General features: G+C 72.5%; 15 protein-coding genes. 11 read left to right on the top strand and 4 right to left on the bottom strand.

Translation table 11 applies throughout. The features are described 5' to 3' along the window. Positions 1–103 precede the first annotated feature (103 nt). Positions 104–595, bottom strand: coding sequence for a GNAT family N-acetyltransferase (locus ACWEV0_RS19070; protein ID WP_453150464.1), 492 nt, complete (start codon positions 593–595; stop codon positions 104–106). A 68-nt stretch (positions 596–663) separates the two neighbouring features. On the opposite strand from ACWEV0_RS19070, the gene ACWEV0_RS19075 reads away from it, so the two are divergent. Further along, positions 664–1,467: an exodeoxyribonuclease III gene (locus ACWEV0_RS19075; protein WP_453150465.1), complete on the top strand. Its 804-nt coding sequence runs from the start codon at positions 664–666 to the stop codon at positions 1,465–1,467. Positions 1,468–1,613: 146 nt separating this feature from the next. On the opposite strand, the gene ACWEV0_RS19080 is transcribed toward ACWEV0_RS19075, so the two are convergent. Next, positions 1,614–2,234 (bottom strand): MerR family transcriptional regulator, encoded by a 621-nt coding sequence (locus tag ACWEV0_RS19080; protein ID WP_453150523.1) that lies wholly within the window; start codon positions 2,232–2,234, stop codon positions 1,614–1,616. Positions 2,235–2,577: 343 nt separating this feature from the next. On the opposite strand from ACWEV0_RS19080, the gene ACWEV0_RS19085 reads away from it, so the two are divergent. The 5 genes from ACWEV0_RS19085 to ACWEV0_RS19105 all read left to right on the top strand — a co-directional run bounded on the left by ACWEV0_RS19085 (position 2,578) and on the right by ACWEV0_RS19105 (position 6,998). Beyond that, positions 2,578–4,107 carry a flavin-containing monooxygenase gene (locus tag ACWEV0_RS19085; protein WP_453150467.1) on the top strand — a complete coding sequence of 510 codons (1,530 nt, stop codon included), beginning with the start codon at positions 2,578–2,580 and terminating at the stop codon, positions 4,105–4,107. Continuing rightward, positions 4,104–5,018, top strand: a complete 915-nt coding sequence (locus ACWEV0_RS19090; protein WP_453150468.1) for an alpha/beta fold hydrolase — start codon at positions 4,104–4,106, stop codon at positions 5,016–5,018. Before ACWEV0_RS19085 ends, ACWEV0_RS19090 begins: the two co-directional genes overlap by 4 nt. Further along, positions 5,015–5,896, top strand: coding sequence for an SDR family oxidoreductase (locus ACWEV0_RS19095; RefSeq protein WP_453150469.1), 882 nt, complete (start codon positions 5,015–5,017; stop codon positions 5,894–5,896). The genes ACWEV0_RS19090 and ACWEV0_RS19095 overlap by 4 nt, the downstream gene beginning before the upstream one ends. Before the next feature lie 112 nt (positions 5,897–6,008). Continuing rightward, positions 6,009–6,269, top strand: coding sequence for a hypothetical protein (locus tag ACWEV0_RS19100; RefSeq protein WP_453150470.1), 261 nt, complete (start codon positions 6,009–6,011; stop codon positions 6,267–6,269). 165 nt (positions 6,270–6,434) lie between these two features. Continuing rightward, positions 6,435–6,998 (top strand): GNAT family N-acetyltransferase, encoded by a 564-nt coding sequence (locus ACWEV0_RS19105; protein WP_453150471.1) that lies wholly within the window; start codon positions 6,435–6,437, stop codon positions 6,996–6,998. Here the strand turns inward: ACWEV0_RS19105 and ACWEV0_RS19110 are convergent. Beyond that, the gene (locus ACWEV0_RS19110) at positions 6,941–10,468 is read right to left on the bottom strand and encodes a S41 family peptidase (RefSeq protein ID WP_453150472.1); all 3,528 of its coding nucleotides are present in this window, start codon (positions 10,466–10,468) and stop codon (positions 6,941–6,943) included. The two genes, ACWEV0_RS19105 and ACWEV0_RS19110, sit on opposite strands and share 58 nt — an antisense overlap. A 160-nt stretch (positions 10,469–10,628) precedes the next feature. Here ACWEV0_RS19110 and ACWEV0_RS19115 point away from each other — a divergent pair, with 160 nt between their 5' ends. Further along, a complete protein-coding gene (locus ACWEV0_RS19115) occupies positions 10,629–11,201 on the top strand; it encodes a TetR/AcrR family transcriptional regulator (RefSeq protein WP_453150473.1) in 573 nt (190 codons plus the stop codon). A gap of 143 nt (positions 11,202–11,344) precedes the next feature. Further along, the gene (locus ACWEV0_RS19120; protein ID WP_453150474.1) at positions 11,345–13,522 is read left to right on the top strand and encodes an MMPL family transporter; all 2,178 of its coding nucleotides are present in this window, start codon (positions 11,345–11,347) and stop codon (positions 13,520–13,522) included. A 96-nt stretch (positions 13,523–13,618) separates the two neighbouring features. Here ACWEV0_RS19120 and ACWEV0_RS19125 read toward each other — a convergent pair whose 3' ends face one another. Continuing rightward, positions 13,619–14,014, bottom strand: a complete 396-nt coding sequence (locus ACWEV0_RS19125) for an SsgA family sporulation/cell division regulator (RefSeq protein WP_453150475.1) — start codon at positions 14,012–14,014, stop codon at positions 13,619–13,621. A gap of 150 nt (positions 14,015–14,164) precedes the next feature. Here ACWEV0_RS19125 and ACWEV0_RS19130 point away from each other — a divergent pair, with 150 nt between their 5' ends. The 3 genes from ACWEV0_RS19130 to ACWEV0_RS19140 are packed head-to-tail and all read left to right on the top strand — an operon-like array spanning position 14,165 to position 16,742. After that, positions 14,165–15,229: an energy-coupling factor ABC transporter permease gene (locus ACWEV0_RS19130; protein ID WP_453150476.1), complete on the top strand. Its 1,065-nt coding sequence runs from the start codon at positions 14,165–14,167 to the stop codon at positions 15,227–15,229. Continuing rightward, positions 15,229–15,990, top strand: coding sequence for a cobalt ECF transporter T component CbiQ (gene cbiQ / locus ACWEV0_RS19135; protein ID WP_453150477.1), 762 nt, complete (start codon positions 15,229–15,231; stop codon positions 15,988–15,990). The genes ACWEV0_RS19130 and cbiQ overlap by 1 nt, the downstream gene beginning before the upstream one ends. Further along, complete coding sequence (locus tag ACWEV0_RS19140) at positions 15,987–16,742, top strand: energy-coupling factor ABC transporter ATP-binding protein (RefSeq protein WP_453150478.1); 756 nt, start codon at positions 15,987–15,989, stop codon at positions 16,740–16,742. The genes cbiQ and ACWEV0_RS19140 overlap by 4 nt, the downstream gene beginning before the upstream one ends. The last annotated feature ends 33 nt before the right edge of the window (positions 16,743–16,775 follow it).

Below are 16,775 nucleotides of genomic sequence, written 5' to 3' on the forward strand. Positions count from 1 at the left end.
GGCCAGCTCCCGGGCGGGTCGCAAGATCGGACGGGACCTCCGTCGTTTCCCGCTAGGCATGTCGAGCGGCTCGGCATGCCTGGCGGCTCGACGCGCCTCCCGCTCAGAGCGCCTTCGCGAAGCAGCGGCTGTTCGGGTATTCGCGGTAGTAGCCGAACTTCGTGCACGGCTCGTAGCCGCTCGACGTGTAGAGGGCGATGGCCTCCGGCTGGGCCGTGCCCGTCTCCAGGACCATGCGGGTGCGGCCGGCAGCGCGGGCGTCGGCTTCCAGGAGGGCGAGGATGCGGCGGGCCAGGCCCAGGCCGCGGGCCTCGGGGACCACGTACATGCGCTTCAGCTCGGCGTCGCCGTCCGCGTAGCCCTCGTCGTTGGCGTCCTGGGTGCGCCAGCCGCCGGTGGCGACGGGGCGGCCCTGGGGGTCGTACGCGAGCAGGTAGAGGCCCTCCGGCGGCGCGAACATCGAGGCGATGAGCGGGGTGAGGTCGCCTTCGCCCTCGCCGTCGTCGTCCGCGTAGCGCTCGGCGTACTCCAGCTGGACGGCGTCGTTGAGCTTGATCGCGTCGGGGTGGTCGAAGGGCGTCGGGCGTATGTTCATGCGTTCCACTGTACGTCTATGCGGGGCTGGCGGCAGGGCGTCGGCCGGGGTGTCGGTATTCTCCCGGGATGCTCACCATCACCAGCGTGAATGTCAATGGTCTCCGAGCCGCCGCCAAGAAGGGCTTCGTCGAGTGGCTGGCCGCGACCTCCGCCGATGTGGTCTGCCTCCAGGAGGTGCGGGCCGAGGAGGCGCAGCTGCCGGCCGAGGTGCGCGCGCCCGAGGGCTGGTTCACCGCCCACGCGCCCGCCGCCGCCAAGGGCCGCGCCGGGGTCTCGCTCTACATGCGGCGCGAGCCGGACGCCGTGCGCGTCGGCTTCGGCTCGGCCGAGTTCGACGGCAGCGGCCGGTACATCGAGGCCGACCTGCCGGGCGTCACCGTCGCCAGCCTCTATCTTCCCTCCGGTGAGGTGGGCACCGAGCGGCAGGACGAGAAGATCCGCTTCATGGACGAGTTCCTGCCCTACCTCAAGGGGCTGAAGGAGCGCGCCGCCGCCGACGGCCGCGAGGTCGTCGTCTGCGGCGACTGGAACATCGCCCACCGCGAGGCCGACCTCAAGAACTGGAAGGCCAACCAGAAGAACGCCGGCTTCCTGCCCGAGGAGCGGGAGTGGCTGGGCCGCGTCCTCGACGAGACCGACGCCGGTTACGTGGACGTCGTCCGCGTCCTCCACCCCGAGCAGGACGGCCCGTACTCCTGGTGGTCCTACCGCGGCCGGGCCTTCGACAACGACAGCGGCTGGCGCATCGACTACCAGGTCGCCACGCCCGGACTCGCCGCGAAGGCGGTCAAGGCCTACGTCGAGCGGGCCGCGACGCACGCCGAGCGGTGGAGCGATCACGCGCCCGTGACCGCGGTGTACGGCATGTGAGACCGCCGTTCCGGCGCATGCAGCGGACCCACTCGCGCCGGGCGTCGGCGTACGCGGCGACCTCGCCCTGTTCGCCGCCTCTGGCCGCTGCTCCGGCCGCGGTTCCGCTTGCCGGCCTGCGACGGCTTACGAGGGCTTACGGCGTCTTACGAGGGCTCGCGCAGTCGCCGGTCGAGGGCCAGCGACAGCTCCGCCTCCACCACGCTCTTGGCGAGCGGACGCAGCCGCTGCGCGTCCCCGGCGTCGGTGTACTTGCCGAGGATCTCGGTGAACAGCTCCGCCAGCGCCTCCGCGTGCTCGCGCACCCTGCCGCCCGCCTCCAGGACGGCGGCCAGCGGCACGCCCTCGCGGACCAGGGCGGCGGAGACGTCGAGGAGCCGGCGGCTGATGTGGATGATGTCCTCGCCGTCGGTGGCGAGATAGCCGAGGTCGAGGGCGGCGGTGAAGTTCTCCGGGGTGACCTCGCCGGCGAAGTGGTCGGCGAGCTCCTCCGGGGTGAGGCGGACGGGCTCCTCCTCGGTCGGCGGGCCGAGTTCGAGGACCTCGCGGACGTTGCGGCCGGACTCGAAGGCGGCGGTGAGGTCGGCGATGCCGTTGAGGGTGTGGCCGCGTTCGAGCAGGCCGGCGATGGTGCGCAGGCGGGCCAGGTGGCGGTCGTCGTACCAGGCGATCCGGCCCTCGCGGCGGGGCGGCGGGATCAGTCCGCGCTCACGGTAGAAGCGGAGGGTGCGTACGGTGATGCCGGCCGCGGCGGCCAGGTCGGCCATGCGGTACTCGCGCGGGGCCTGGGCGTCCGCGTCGGAGGCACCCGAGGCATCGGCGGCACCGGGGGCCCCGGAGGCGTCGGCCCGTATCGTGTCCTGACCCGGTTCCCGATCCGGTTCCTGGCCCGGTTCCCGGCGCGGCTGTTCGCCCGGCTGCCGGTCCGGTTCCGGTGCCGAGGCCCGTACCTCTGCTTCTCCTGATCGTTTCGCCACGTCCGCCAGCCTATGTTGTACCGCCGGTAACTTTCCCTCGCCGTACCCCTACCGCTCGGTATGCCGCTGCTCTACAGTCCCGACTGTGCCAGTGATTGCTGGCGGAATCTTGGCCGGGCGCACGGGAGGCGGCATGGCGAAGCACGAGCACGTACGGGTGGCGGTGATCGGATCGGGATTCGGCGGCCTCGGCGCCGCCGTCCGGCTGCGCCGTGAGGGAATCACCGACTTCGTCGTCCTGGAACGGGCCGACTCCGTGGGCGGCACCTGGCGCGACAACAGCTACCCCGGCTGCGCCTGTGACGTCCCCTCCCACCTCTACTCCTTCTCCTTCGCGCCCAACCCCGACTGGCCGCGCACCTTCTCCGGGCAGCGCCACATCCGCGCGTACCTGGAGCATGTCACCGACACCTTCGGGATCCGGCCGCACCTGCGCCTGAACCACGAGGTCACGAAGATGACCTGGGACGAGGACGAGCTGCGCTGGGACATCGAGACCAGCCGCGGCGGCTTCTCCGCCGACGTCGTCGTCTCCGCCACCGGCCCGCTCTCGGACCCGAAGATCCCCGACATCCCGGGGCTGGCCGACTTCACCGGCAAGGTCTTCCACTCCGCCCGGTGGGACCACGACTACGACCTCACCGGCAAGCGGGTGGCCATGGTCGGCACCGGCGCCTCCGCCATCCAGATCGTCCCGTCCATCCAGCCGAAGGTCGGGAAGCTCACCCTCTTCCAGCGCACGCCCCCGTGGGTCATGCCCCGCGTGGACCGCGCCATCAGCGGCCCCGAGCGCTGGCTGCACCGGCAGCTGCCGTTCACCGCGACCGCCCGCCGCGGCATCCTCTGGGGCATCCGCGAGCTCCAGGTCAGCGCCTTCACCAAGCGGCCCAACGAGCTGGGCCTGGTCGAGCGGCTCGCCAAGGCCAACATCGCCCGGTCCATCAAGGACCCGGCGCTGCGGGCCAAGCTGACGCCCTCGTACCGCCTCGGCTGCAAGCGGATCCTGCTCTCCAACGCGTACTACCCGGCGCTCGCCCAGCCCAACGTCGACGTCGTCGCCTCCGGCCTCAAGGAGGTCCGCGGGAACGTCGTGGTCGGCGCCGACGGGACCGAGACCGAGGTCGACGCGATCATCTTCGGCACCGGCTTCCACGTCACCGACATGCCGATCGCCCCGCGCGTCGTCGGCGCCGAGGGCCGCTCGCTCGCCGACCGGTGGAAGAACGGCATGGAGGCGCTGCGCGGCGCCACCGCCGCCGGCTTCCCCAACTTCATGACGGTCATCGGCCCCAACACCGGCCTCGGGAACTCCTCGATGATCCTGATGATCGAGTCCCAGCTGAACTACATGGCCGACTATCTCCGTCAACTTGACGTCCTGGGAGGCCGGTCCGCCCTCGCCGTCCGCCCCTCCGCCGTCAACGCCTGGAACCGCCGGGTGCAGAAGCGGATGGAGACGACGGTGTGGAAGGCGGGCGGCTGCGACAGCTGGTACCTCGACGCCAACGGCCGCAACACCACGCTGTGGCCGGGCACGACGTACGAGTTCCGGCGCGAGACGCGGACCGTCGACCTGTCCGAGTACGAGGTGCTCCGCGCGCCCGTGAAGCCGTCGACGAGCCGTCGTGCCGCCGCCGCCCGCAAGAAGGAGGCCGCCCGGTGAACGCTCTGACGGCGACCTCCGCCGACGGGTCCCGCATCCACGTCGAGGTGCACGGGCGGGCCGGTGCCCCGGCCGTCGTCCTCGCCCACGGCTGGACCTGCTCCACCCGTTTCTGGGACGCGCAGATACGGGACCTGGCGGCCGACCACCGGGTCATCGCCTACGACCAGCGCGGCCACGGCGGCTCCCCGGCCGCCGACACCCTCGGGCACACCGGCGGCAAGGGCTATTCCACCGAGGCGCTCGCCGACGACCTGGAGGCCGTGCTCGCGGCCACCCTCGGCCCCGGCGAGCGGGCCGTCCTGGCCGGTCACTCGATGGGCGGCATGACGCTGATGGCCGCCGCCCGGCGCCCGCTCTTCCGGCAGCACGCCGCCGCCGCGCTGCTCTGCTCGACCGGGCCGGCCCTGCTGACCGAGGAGGCGCTCGTCGTGCCGCTCGGGCCCGGCCGGCTGCGGACCCGGCTCACCCGCTCCGTGCTCGGCTCGAAGGCGCCGCTCGGGCCGGTCACGCCGGTGTCCAAGAAGGTGCTCAGGTACGCGACGATGGGACCGGGTTCGGCTCCCGAGCTGGTCGACGCCTGCGCCCGGATCGTGCACGCCTGCCCGCGCGGAGCCCGGCACGGCTGGTCACAGGTCCTGGCCGGGCTGGATCTGGCGGCGGAGGTGCGTGAGCTGCGGCTGCCCGTGGCCGTCGTCGTCGGCACCGCCGACCGGCTCACCCCGCCCGTGCACTCCCGCCGCATGGTCGCCGACCTGCCGCACTGCACGGGCCTGACCGAACTGGCCGGCATGGGCCACATGACGCCGGTGGAGGCCCCCGAGGCCGTCACCGCGCAGATCCGCGAACTCACCATGACGTATCTGGGGTATCCGGCCAGTCCGGTCGCGAAGGAGGAGGCAGAGGCATGAGCAGGGTGAGCCTGGAAGGACAGGTGGCGGTCGTCACCGGAGGGGCCCGCGGTGTCGGCGAACTCCTCGCCCGCAAACTCTCCGCGCGCGGCGCGAAGATCGCGCTGGTCGGGCTGGAGCCCGAGCTCCTGAAGGAGGTCGCCGGGCGGCTGCACACCGAGGCCGACTGGTGGCACGCCGACGTCACCGACCACGTGGCGATGGCGCGGGTGGCCGAGGAGGTGAAGGAGCGGTTCGGCAAGGTCGACATCGTCGTCGCCAACGCCGGTGTCGCGGCGGGCGGCCCGTTCGTCGACTCCGACCCGGCCGCCTGGCGTCGGGTCATCGAGGTCAACCTGATCGGCGGCGCCGTGACGGCCCGGGCCTTCCTGCCCGTCCTCATGGAGTCCCGCGGCTACTTCCTGCAGATCGCCTCGCTGGCCGCGATGACGCCGGCGCCGATGATGACGGCGTACTGCGCGTCCAAGTCCGGCGTCGAGGCCTTCGCGCACAGCCTGCGCGCCGAGGTCGCGTACAAGGGCGTCAGGGTCGGCGTCGGCTACCTCTCCTGGACGGACACCGACATGGTGCGCGGCGCCGACCAGGACGACGTCATGCGCGAGCTGCGCTCCCGGCTGCCCTGGCCGTCCAACCGCACCTACCCGCTCGGCCCCGCCGTCGACCGGATCGTCGCGGGCATCGAGCGGCGCTCGGCCCATGTGTACGCGCAGTGGTGGCTGCGCGGGATGCAGTCCACCCGTGGCTATCTGCCGGGCGTCATCGCCGCCGTCGGACAGCGCGAGATGAAGCGCTTCGAGCCCCGGCTCGCCTCGGTGTCGAAGGGGCTCGTGGGTGCCGGCGGGGCGGCCGACGAACAGGCCCGCACCCAGCCCTCGTAACTGTCCGTATTTGATCGAAATGCACGCGTTGTCCTGCCGTGTCACTCTGGTCGAGGCCCAAGGGGCGGATTCCCGCCCCGTTCCCCTCTCACCCCTCTAGGAGTGAACCTTCATGGGCATCAAGGACGAGATGCAGGACAAGACGCGACAGGCCAAGGGCAAGGCGCAGCAGGCGACGCGACAGGCGCAGCCGGCGCGGCAGCCGCAGCAGCCGAGCCAGCCGCACCAGCCGCACCAGCCGCACCAGGGCATGGGTGGCGCGAAGGACCGGGCGTCCGAGCGTGCCTCGCAGGCCAAGGGTCGCACGCAGCAGCAGGCCAGGGGCCGCATGGACGAGGCGCAGGAGCGCCTCGACTCGGACTACGACGCCTGACGCCGTCCTGTGAGGAAGGCGCACCCGGGACGCCGGGTGCGCCTTTCGCATGTTGGCGCACCCGGCCTCCGGGTGCGTCAACGCGCGTTGTGGACAACTCCTGCGGGCTTTCCGCCTGTGGATAACTTCCTGCGCGGAATCGCGGAGTTACGTACCGTGATCCTCATGTCCGAGACTGAGGCAACCGACGTAACGACGTTCGTACTTGAGCGCCTGCGACCCGACCACGCGCCCGCCCTGCTCGCCTTCGAGCGGGAGAACCGGGCCTTCTTCGCCGCGTCCGTGCCGGACCGCGGCGACGCGTACTTCGACGAGTTCGAGGAGCTGCTCCGGGACCGGCTGGCGGAGCAGGAGAGCGGCGCGATCCTCTTCCATGTGCTGGTGGCGGGCGACGGGGAGATAGTGGGGCGCTTCAACCTGGTCGACGTGGCCGACGGAAGCGCCGAACTCGGCTACCGGGTCGCCGAGAAGGCGACCGGGCGCGGCGTGGCGACGGGGGCGATACGGGAACTGTGCGTGCGGGCCCGCGAGGAGTACGGGCTGCGCCGGCTCACCGCCGCCACGACCCTCGACAACGCGGCCTCCCGGGCGGTGCTCGCCCGGGTCGGCTTCGGCGCGGTCGGCGGGGTCGTGCTCGGCGACGGGGACGGCGACGGGAAGCCCGGCACAGCCTACGAGTTGGATCTGGGCGGGAGTTTGGGCCGCGAGCGGTCCGGCACGGCCTCGTAGCCGGGCGGGCTCGCGGGCGGGTTCTCGTCCAGCAGGGCGACGGCGATGTGCACGGCGTCGTCCAGCTGGGCGTGCCGGCCCTCGGCCCAGTCGAGCGGGGTGCGCAGGATCGCCAGGTCCGGCGACACGCCGTGGTTCTCGACGGACCAGCCGTACTCGGGGAACCAGGCCGCGTTCATCGGGACGGTGATCTGGGTGCCGTCGCCGAGCCGGTGCCGGCCCGTCATGCCGACGACGCCGCCCCAGGTGCGCTGGCCGACCACCGGGCCGAGCCGCAGCAGTTTGAAGGCGGCGGTGATCATGTCGCCGTCGGAGGAGGTGGCCTCGTCGGCGAGGGCGACGATCGGGCCGCGCGGGGCGTTGGAGGTGTACGAGACGGGCTGGGCGTTGCGGGTGAGGTCCCAGCCCAGGATCTTGCGGGTGAGTTTCTCTATCACCAGCTCGCTGATGTGGCCGCCGGCGTTGCCGCGGACGTCCACGATGAGGGCCGGCCGGGAGACCTCCATCCGCAGGTCGCGGTTGAACTGGGCCCAGCCGGAGCCGCCCATGTCGGGGATGTGGAGGTAGCCGCAGCGCCCTCCGCTGACCTCGCGGACCACCGCGCGCCGCTTGGCCACCCAGTCCTGGTAGCGCAGCGGGCGTTCGTCGACGAGCGGGACGACGGCGACCCGGCGGGGGCGGCCCTCGCCCTCGGCGGAGGTGAAGGTGAGCTCGACGGTGGTGCCGCCGGTGCCGGAGAGGAGGGGATAGGGGCCGGCCACGGGGTCGACGGGGCGGCCGTCGACATGGGTGAGGACGGCGCCCTCGCGGATTCCGGTGCCCGCGAGCGGCGAGCGGGCCTTGGAGTCGGAGGAGTCGCCGGGCAGGATCCGCTTGACCACCCAACCGCCGTCGCGGCACACCAGGTTGGCGCCGAGCAGGCCCTGCGGGCGCTGGTAGTGCGGCGGGCCCTCGTTTCGCCGGGCCGGGCTGACGTACGCGTGGGAGGTGCCCAGCTCGCCGAGGACCTCGCGCACCAGGTCGGCGAACTCGTCGGGGGAGGCGACCCGTTCGACGAGCGGCCGGTACTGGTCGAGCACGGCCGGCCAGTCGACGCCGCCCATGTCCGGCTCCCAGAAGTAGGCGCGGACGATCCGGCCGGCCTCGTCGAAGGCCTGCCGCCACTCGGCCGCCGGCTCCACCTCGTGCACGATCCGCCGCAGGTCGAGGTAGACGGTGGAGTCGCCGTCGCCGGGCTCGTTGGCGGGGACGGCCCGCAGGTCGCCCTCGTCGTTCACGACGAGCCGGCTGCCGTCGCCGCTGACCGCGAACGAGTCGAGGTGGCCGACGAGTTCGGTCTTCCGCGCCCTGGCGATGCTGTAGTGCTCCAGGGTGGGCCGGGGGGAGGGGTCGGACGGGTTGGCGAAGGTCTCGCCGAGGGCGCCGGAGATCGGCCAGCGCAGCCACACCAGGCCGCCGCCGGCCACCGGCTGGAGCGCGGAGTACTTGGAGGCGGTCACGGGGAAGGGCGTGACCCGGTCGGGCAGGCCCTCGATCTCGACGGTGACCGTGCCGTCCCCGGCGCCCGCCTCCTCGTCGGCGGGGTCCATGCCGCCGGCGGCGGGCCGTCCGTCGGGAAGCAGCGCGAAGGGAGAGGGGGTGGCCGAGGAGAGCGGCACGAGATAGGGGCGGCAGCCCAGCGGGAAGGACAGGTCGCCGGTGTGCACGTCGTACACCGGGTCGAAGCCCCGCCAGGAGAGGAAGGCGAGATAGCGGCCGTCACGGGTGAAGACCGGGTTCTCGTCCTCGAAGCGCCCGTTGGTGACGTCCAGGATGACCCGGGCGCCCGGTCCGGCGATGCGGGCCATCTTGATGGAGCGCAGCGAGCGGCCGATGCCGGGGTGGGACCAGGTGAGCCAGCAGCCGTCGGGGGAGAAGGCGAGGTCCCGGACGGGGCCGTTGACCGAGCGGATCAGCTCCGTCACCACGGCTCCCTCCTCCGCCACCACGTCTCCTTCGGAGCCCCCGGCCTCGGCGACTTCGGTCCCGTAGCCCTCGGCCTCGGTGGCTTCGGCCTCGGTGGCTTCGGCCTCGGGGGTGCCGGTCCCGGAGGTCTCTCCGGGCGGGCCGGGTGCCACGCCGGGCTGCACGCCGGCGTCTTCCTCGGGCTCCGGCTCGGGTTCCGGTCCGGCCGCCGGTCCGGGTTCCTCCTCGGTGGTGTCGATGAGGAGGAGCCGGCCGTCGCTGGAGGCGATGGCGAGCCGTTCGCCGTCGGGGTCGGCGACCATCTCCTCGACCCGGCCGAGTTGGCCGGAGGCGAGGCGGCGCGGGGGGCGGTCGCCGCTCGCCCTGGGCAGATAGGCGATCTCGATGGCGTCCTCGCCCTCGGCGTCGGTGACGTAGGCGACCTGGCCGCCGCTGCCCAGCATCTCGGGCAGCCTGACCCGGACGCCGGGGGTGTCGGCGATGGTGCGGGCAGGGCCGTCGCGGTGGGTGAGCCAGTAGAGGCTGCCGCGCACGATGACGGCGGAGGCGCGGCCGGTCTCGTCGACGGACAGGGCGTCGACGTGGTGGGCGGCGGGCACCTGGTAGGGGCGGCGGCCGGTGCGCGGTCCGCCGAGCCGGATGTCGAGGCGGCGGGGCCGGGAGCCGGCGGTCAGTTCGTCGACGATCCACAGGTCGCCGGCGCACTGGTAGACCACCCGGCGCCCGTCGCTGGAGGCGTTGCGGGCGTAGAAGTCGTCGTGGTCGGTGTGGCGGCGCAGGTCGGTGCCGTCGGGGAGGCAGGAGTAGAGGTTGCCGATGCCCTCGTGGTCGGAGAGGAACGCGATCCGCATCGCGCCCGCGTCGCCGCCCTCGGCGGCGGGCGCGGCGACGAACATGGGCGCGGAGAGATGGCCGCCGATGGCGGGCAGCAGCTGCTCGCCGTGCAGCCACAGCCGGCCCATGGCGCCGCCCCGGTAGCGCTTCCAGGAGGCCGGCTCGTGCGGCGGGGTGCCGGTGAGGAGCAGGGTGCGGCGCTGCTCGTCCAGATCGGCGACGGCGATGTCGGAGACCGGGCCCCAGGGCATCCGGCGGCCGGGGGAGCCGTCGGTGGAGACGGTGTAGGCCCAGGAGAAGTACGAGAAGGGCTGGCCGTGCGAGGAGACGGCGAGGATGTCCGCCGTGCCGTCCTCGTCCGGCGGCGACCAGCCGCACACCCGGGTGTCGGTGGAACCCCAGTAGGTGAGCCGTCTGGAGGGGCCGCCGTCGACCGGCGCGAGATGGATCTCCGGGTCGAGGCTGCGCCAGCTCGTGTACGCGATGTGGCGCCCGTCGGGTGAGAAGCGCGGGTGGCCTACCCGGGTCCGGTCGGCGGTGATCCGCCAGGCCCGGCCGGGGCGGTGGCCCTCGGGGACGAGGGGGGAGACCCAGAGGTCGTCCTCGGCCGCGAAGCACAGCAGCTCGCCGTGGAGGTGCGGGAAGCGCAGATACGCGAGGTCGTCCGTCACCTCCTCATGCTTTCCGCGCAGAGGGGGCGCGGCAACTCGTACGTGTGTCCAGGGTGTGTGGGCGAGGACACGTACGAAACGGTTTCGTTTCGTACAGCGGGTGGGTATCGTCGTGGTGTACGAAACCGTTTCGTTCGCTCACGTCGACCGGAGGCCGGACATGGCACGCAGCAGGCTCACCCCCGAGCGGGAGGCCGAGCTGTACGAAGCCGTGCTCGAGCTGCTGCGCGAGGTCGGCTACGACGCCCTCACCATGGACGCCGTCGCCGCCCGCACCCGGTCCAGCAAGGCCACCCTCTACCGCCAGTGGGGGAGCAAGCCCGAACTCGTCGCCAGGGCCCTGCGCCACAACAAGCCGGTCTCGCTCGTCGAGATCGACACGGGCAGTCTGCGCGGCGACTTCCGGGCGATGCTGGAGCGGACCGACGACTGCCAGATGGAGAGGGACTCCGCGCTGATGCGGGGTCTGGCCCATGCCGTCCACAACAACCCCGAACTGCTCCAGGCGCTGCGCGAGCTGCTCATCGAACCCGAGATGACCGGCCTCGACGACGTCCTGAACCGAGCCGTCCGGAGGGGTGAGATCGACGCCGCGAACCCGGCGCTCAAGCTCGTCCCCCACATGCTGATCGGGGCGTTCATCGCCCGCCCGCTGATCGAGGACCAGCCGGTGGACCATGCCTTCCTCACCGCCTACATCGACGCCGTCGTGCTCCCCTCACTCGGCGCCTGACCCTCACTCAAGCCCCTTCCGCACCACCCGAATCACCCGCAGCACCATCACCTGCAGCACCCGCATCACCTGACGTCGCACCGCTCACGCCGTCGGGCCGGCTCCCCATGCCCTGTCCCACTCGAAATTGGGAGTACGCCCCCGTGGCCACGTTCCTCTACAAGCTCGGCCGCTCCGCCTTCCGGCGCCGGCGGCTCGTCGCCCTGATCTGGGTGGCGCTCCTCGCCCTCGCGGGCGTGGGCGCCGCCACCGCGTCCACCGCGGCCTCCAGCTCCTTCTCGATCCCCGGCACCGAGGCCCAGCGCGCCTTCGACCTGCTCGAACAGCGCTTCCCCGGTTCCAACGCCGACGGCGCCACCGCCCGCGTGGTCTTCCAGGCACCGGCCGGCCAGACCATGAAGGACCCGGCCAACAAGGCCAAGGTCGAGAAGACCGTCGCCGCGCTCAAGTCCGGCTCGGACCAGATCGCGCGGGTCACCGACCCGTACACGGCGCAGGCGATCTCCCGGGACGGCCGGGTCGCCTATGTCTCGGTCTCGTACAAGGTCAACGCGATGGAGCTGACCGACGCGACCCGTGACGCGCTCAAGGACACCGGTGCCAAGGCGCAGGGCCAGGGCCTGACCGTCGAGATCGGCGGCGACGCGCTCCAGAGCATTCCGGAGACCGGCGCGGGCGAGATCGTCGGCGTGGTCATCGCCGGCATCGTGCTCGTGATCACCTTCGGCTCGCTGGTGGCGGCCGGACTGCCGCTGCTCACTGCGATCATCGGCGTCGGCATCGGCGTCTCCACGATCACCGCGCTCGCCAACGTCCTGGACCTCGGCTCCACCACCTCCACCCTCGCGATGATGATCGGCCTCGCGGTCGGCATCGACTACGCCCTCTTCATCGTCTCCCGCTACCGCGCCGAGCTCGCCGAGGGCAGGGAGAAGGAGGAGGCCGCCGGGCGCGCGGCCGGCACCGCCGGCTCCGCCGTGGTGTTCGCCGGTCTGACCGTGGTCATCGCCCTGGTGGGCCTGGCCGTCGTCAACATCCCGATGCTCACGAAGATGGGCTTCGCCGCGGCCGGCACCGTCGTGATCGCCGTGCTGATCGCACTCACCCTCATCCCGGCGCTGCTCGGCTTCGCCGGCGACAGGATCGTCGGCCGCAAGCAGCGCAAGGCCGGCGCGGCCAACCTCCGGAAGGACGACAAGCCGAACGCCGGCACCCGCTGGGCCCGCTTCGTCATCCGCCGCCCGCTGATGGTGCTGCTCGTCGGCGTCCTCGGCCTCGGCGCCATCGCCGTGCCGGCCGCGTCACTGGAGATGGGCCTGCCGGACGACGGTGTGAAGCCCACCTCCACCAGCGAGCGCCGCGCCTACGACCTGCTCTCCGAGGGCTTCGGCCCCGGCTTCAACGGCCCGCTGCTCGTGGTCGTCGACGGTCCGAAGGCCGCCGCCGACCAGGCCGTGTCGGCCATCAAGGGCCTGGACGGCGTCGCGGCCGTCACCCCGCCGACCCCGAACAAGGCCGGCGACACCGCGATGATCACGGTCATCCCCAAGGACCGCCCGTCCTCCGCCGCCACCGAGGAGCTGGTCCACGACATCCGCGGCGCGACCGGCGACGACGTCCTGGTCACCGGCCAGACGGCGATGAACATCGACTTCTCGCAGAAGATGAACGACGCCCTGCTGCCCTACCTGGCGCTCGTCGTCGGCCTCGCCTTCCTGCTCCTCATGGTGGTCTTCCGCTCGGTCCTGGTCCCGCTGAAGGCGGCCCTCGGCTTCCTGCTCTCCGTGGTCGCCGCCCTCGGCGCCGTCGTCGCGGTCTTCCAGTGGGGCTGGCTGGGCAGCGTGTTCGGGGTCGAGCAGACCGGCCCGATCATGTCGATGATGCCGATCTTCATGGTGGGCGTCGTCTTCGGCCTGGCGATGGACTACGAGGTCTTCCTGGTCACGCGGATGCGCGAGGCGTACGTGCACGGCGCCCGGCCCGGCCAGGCGATCGTCACCGGTTTCCAGCACGGCGCCCGGGTGGTCACCGCCGCCGCGGTGATCATGATCGCGGTCTTCTCCGGCTTCATCGGCTCCAGCGAGCAGATGGTGAAGATGATCGGCTTCGGCCTCGCCGTCGCCGTCCTCTTCGACGCCTTCGTGGTCCGAATGGCGATCGTCCCGGCCGTGCTCGCGCTCCTCGGCCACAAGGCGTGGTGGCTGCCGAAGTGGCTCGCCCGCGTGCTGCCCAACGTGGACGTGGAGGGCGAGGGCCTGGCGACCGCGGGTGCGCCGGGCGAGTCCGCCGGCCCGGCCGAGAAGGAGCTCGTGAAGGCGTAGCCCCTGAGATCTCCGGGGCCGCCGCTTGAGCGGGCGGTGGGCCCCGGACCGCGCCGGAACCTGTGGGGACGGGGAACCGGCGCGACGCGTACGCCGTCAGCGTGCCGACAACGGCGCGCGGGCGGCGTACGTGTGCCGGAGGAAGCGCAGCAGCGCGGCGGTGTCGAACTGCACCACCGCGACCCCGTCGTCCGTGTGGAACTCGACCACCGTCTGCACCCGCCCGCACGGCCACACCCCGACGTCCCCGCGCCGGGCCGGGGCGCGCAGGCCCTTCTCCAGGAGGGCGCGCGGGAAGGACCACTCGACGTTGCCGGGGAAGACGAAGCGCACGGTCGGGGGCTCGAAGGCGGGGTCGTAGCGCAGGGCGACCGGGACGGGCCGCGAGAGCGGGGCGTCGCTGATGATCCGGCCTCTGGCGTGATCCACGACCTCAAGGACTTCGAATGCGGCTCCGATTGCGGCTTCTCGGTCATCAGCGGCGCGGGCCATCGGACGGCTCCTCACACTCGTACGCGCATATGCGCGTCGTTAGTCCCTAATGTCCCACTTTTCCGGGGCGTGCGCCCGGGGTGGACACCTCACTCCTGACCTCTGGGCGCTCTTGCAAACTATTCGCAGTAGCGCTCTATCATTCGGGACGTGCATGTACCCGACGGATTCATCAACGCCCCCGTGTCGGCCGCCGCCGGCGTCGCCGCCGCCGTCGCGGTCGCCGTCAGCCTGCGCGGGGCCCGCAAGGAGCTCGGGGGCACCTCCGGTGCCGGAGGCCACGGGGGGGAACGGACCGCGCCGCTGGCCGGTCTCGTCGCCGCCTTCATCTTCGCCGTCCAGATGCTCAACTTCCCCGTCGCCGCGGGCACCAGTGGCCATCTGCTCGGCGGCGCGCTCGCGGCGATCCTCGTCGGGCCGTACACCGGCGTCCTGTGCGTCGCCGTCGTCCTGCTCATGCAGGGCGTGCTGTTCGCGGACGGCGGCCTGACCGCGCTCGGCGTGAACATCACCGACATGTCCGTCGTCACCGTCGTCGTCGCGTACGCGGTCTTCCGCGGCCTGGTCCTCGTGCTGCCCCGCAGCCGCCGCTCGGTGACCGTCGCCTCCTTCCTCGCCGCGCTCGTCTCCGTGCCGGCCGCGGCCGTCGCCTTCACCGCGTTCTACGCGATCGGCGGCACCACCGACGTGCCCATCGGCAAGGTCGCCACCGCGATGGTCGGCGTGCACGTCCTCATCGGCATCGGCGAGGCCGTCATCACCATGCTCACCGTCGGCGCGGTCATCGCCGTCCGCCCCGACCTCGTGTACGGCGCCCGCGGCCTGACCACCCCGCTGAAGCTGCGCGTCAACGGCGAGCTCGTCGACGCGACCCCCGCGGCCCGGCCGGTGGGCCTGGCCGCCCGGTCGCCGAGGAAGCTGTGGACCGGCGGTGTCGTCACCGCCCTCGTCCTCGCCGGCTTCGTCTCCTTCTACGCCTCCGCCAGTCCTGACGGCCTGGAGAAGGTCGCCGCCGACCAGGGCATCGCCGCCCGGGCCAAGCCGCACGCCGCCGCCGACTCCCCGCTCGCCGGCTACGGCGTCAAGGACGTCTCCGACGCGCGCCTGTCCGGCGGCCTGGCCGGCGTGATCGGCGTCGGCGCGACCCTCGCCGTCGGCACCGGCGCCTTCTGGGCCGTCCGCCGCCGCCGTACGGCCAAGTCGGTGGAGGTCTGATGGGCGCGGGCCACGCCCACAGGCTCTACCGGCAGGGGCACTCGCCGGTCCACGCGCTGCCCCCGCACACCAAGCTCGCCGCCGTCCTCGGCTTCGTCGTCGTGGTCGTCGCCACCCCCCGCGAGGCGGTCTGGGCCTTCGCGCTCTACGGCGTGCTGCTCGGCGCCGTCGCCGCGCGGGCCCGGGTCCCGGCCGGCTTCCTGCTGAAGCGGCTGCTCGTCGAGATCCCGTTCGTCGCCTTCGCCGTGCTCATGCCCTTCGTGGTGCCCGGCGAGCAGACGGAGGTCCTCGGCGTGTCGCTGAGCGTCCCCGGCCTGTGGGGCGCCTGGAACGTCCTCGCCAAGGGCACCCTCGGCGTCGGCGCCTCCGTCCTGCTCGCCGCCACGACCGAGCTGCGCGCCCTGCTCCTCGGCCTCCAGCGGCTCAGGCTGCCCTCGCTGCTCGTGCAGATCGCCTCCTTCATGATCCGCTACGGGGACGTGATCACCGACGAGATGCGCCGGATGTCCATCGCCCGCCGCTCGCGCGGCTTCGAGGCGAAGGGGCTACGGCACTGGGGCGTCCTCGCGAAGTCCGCCGGGGCGCTCTTCATCCGCTCGTACGAACGCGGGGAGCGCGTCCACCTCGCGATGGTCAGCCGCGGTTACGCGGGCTCGATCCCGGTCATCGACGAGGTCACCGCCACCGCCGCCCAGTGGCGCCAGGCCGCCGCGTTCCCGCTCACCGCCCTCCTGATCTGCCTCCTCGGATGGACGCTATGACACACCCCTCGCCGACTCCCTCGCTCGACGTGCGCGGTCTCGCGTACGCGTACCCGGACGGCCACCAGGCCCTCTTCGGCGTGGACCTGACCGTCGGGCGTGGCGAGCGGGTCGCCCTGCTCGGCCCCAACGGCGCCGGCAAGACCACCCTGGTCCTGCACCTCAACGGCATCCTGACCGGCGGCGTGGGCGAGGTGACGGTCGCCGGGCTGCCGGTCGCGAAGAAGAACCTGGCCGAGATCCGGCGCCGCGTCGGCATCGTCTTCCAGGACCCCGACGACCAGCTGTTCATGCCGACCGTCCGCGAGGACGTGGCCTTCGGCCCGGCGGCGGCCGGCCTGCGCGGCGCGGAACTCGAGGCGGTCGTCCGGCGGGCCCTGGAGCGGGTCGGCATGGAGGAGTTCGCGGACCGCCCGCCGCACCACCTGTCCTTCGGGCAGCGGCGCCGGGTCGCCGTGGCGACCGTCCTCGCCATGGAGCCCGAGATCCTCGTCCTCGACGAGCCGTCCTCCAACCTGGACCCGGCCTCGCGCCGCGAGCTCGCCGACATCCTGCGCTCCCTGGACGTCACCGTCCTCATGGTCACGCACGACCTGCCGTACGCCCTGGAGCTCTGCCCGCGGTCGGTCATCCTCAGCGAGGGCGTGATCGCCGCCGACGGGCGGACCGCCGACATCCTGTCGGACGAGGAGCTGATGGCGCGACACCGCCTGGAGCTGCCGTACGGCTTCGTACCGAGCTCGGTGGCCTGACCGACCCCGGAATCGGCGACCGGCCGGCCGCGT

This window comes from Streptomyces sp. NPDC003943 (assembly GCF_053605265.1).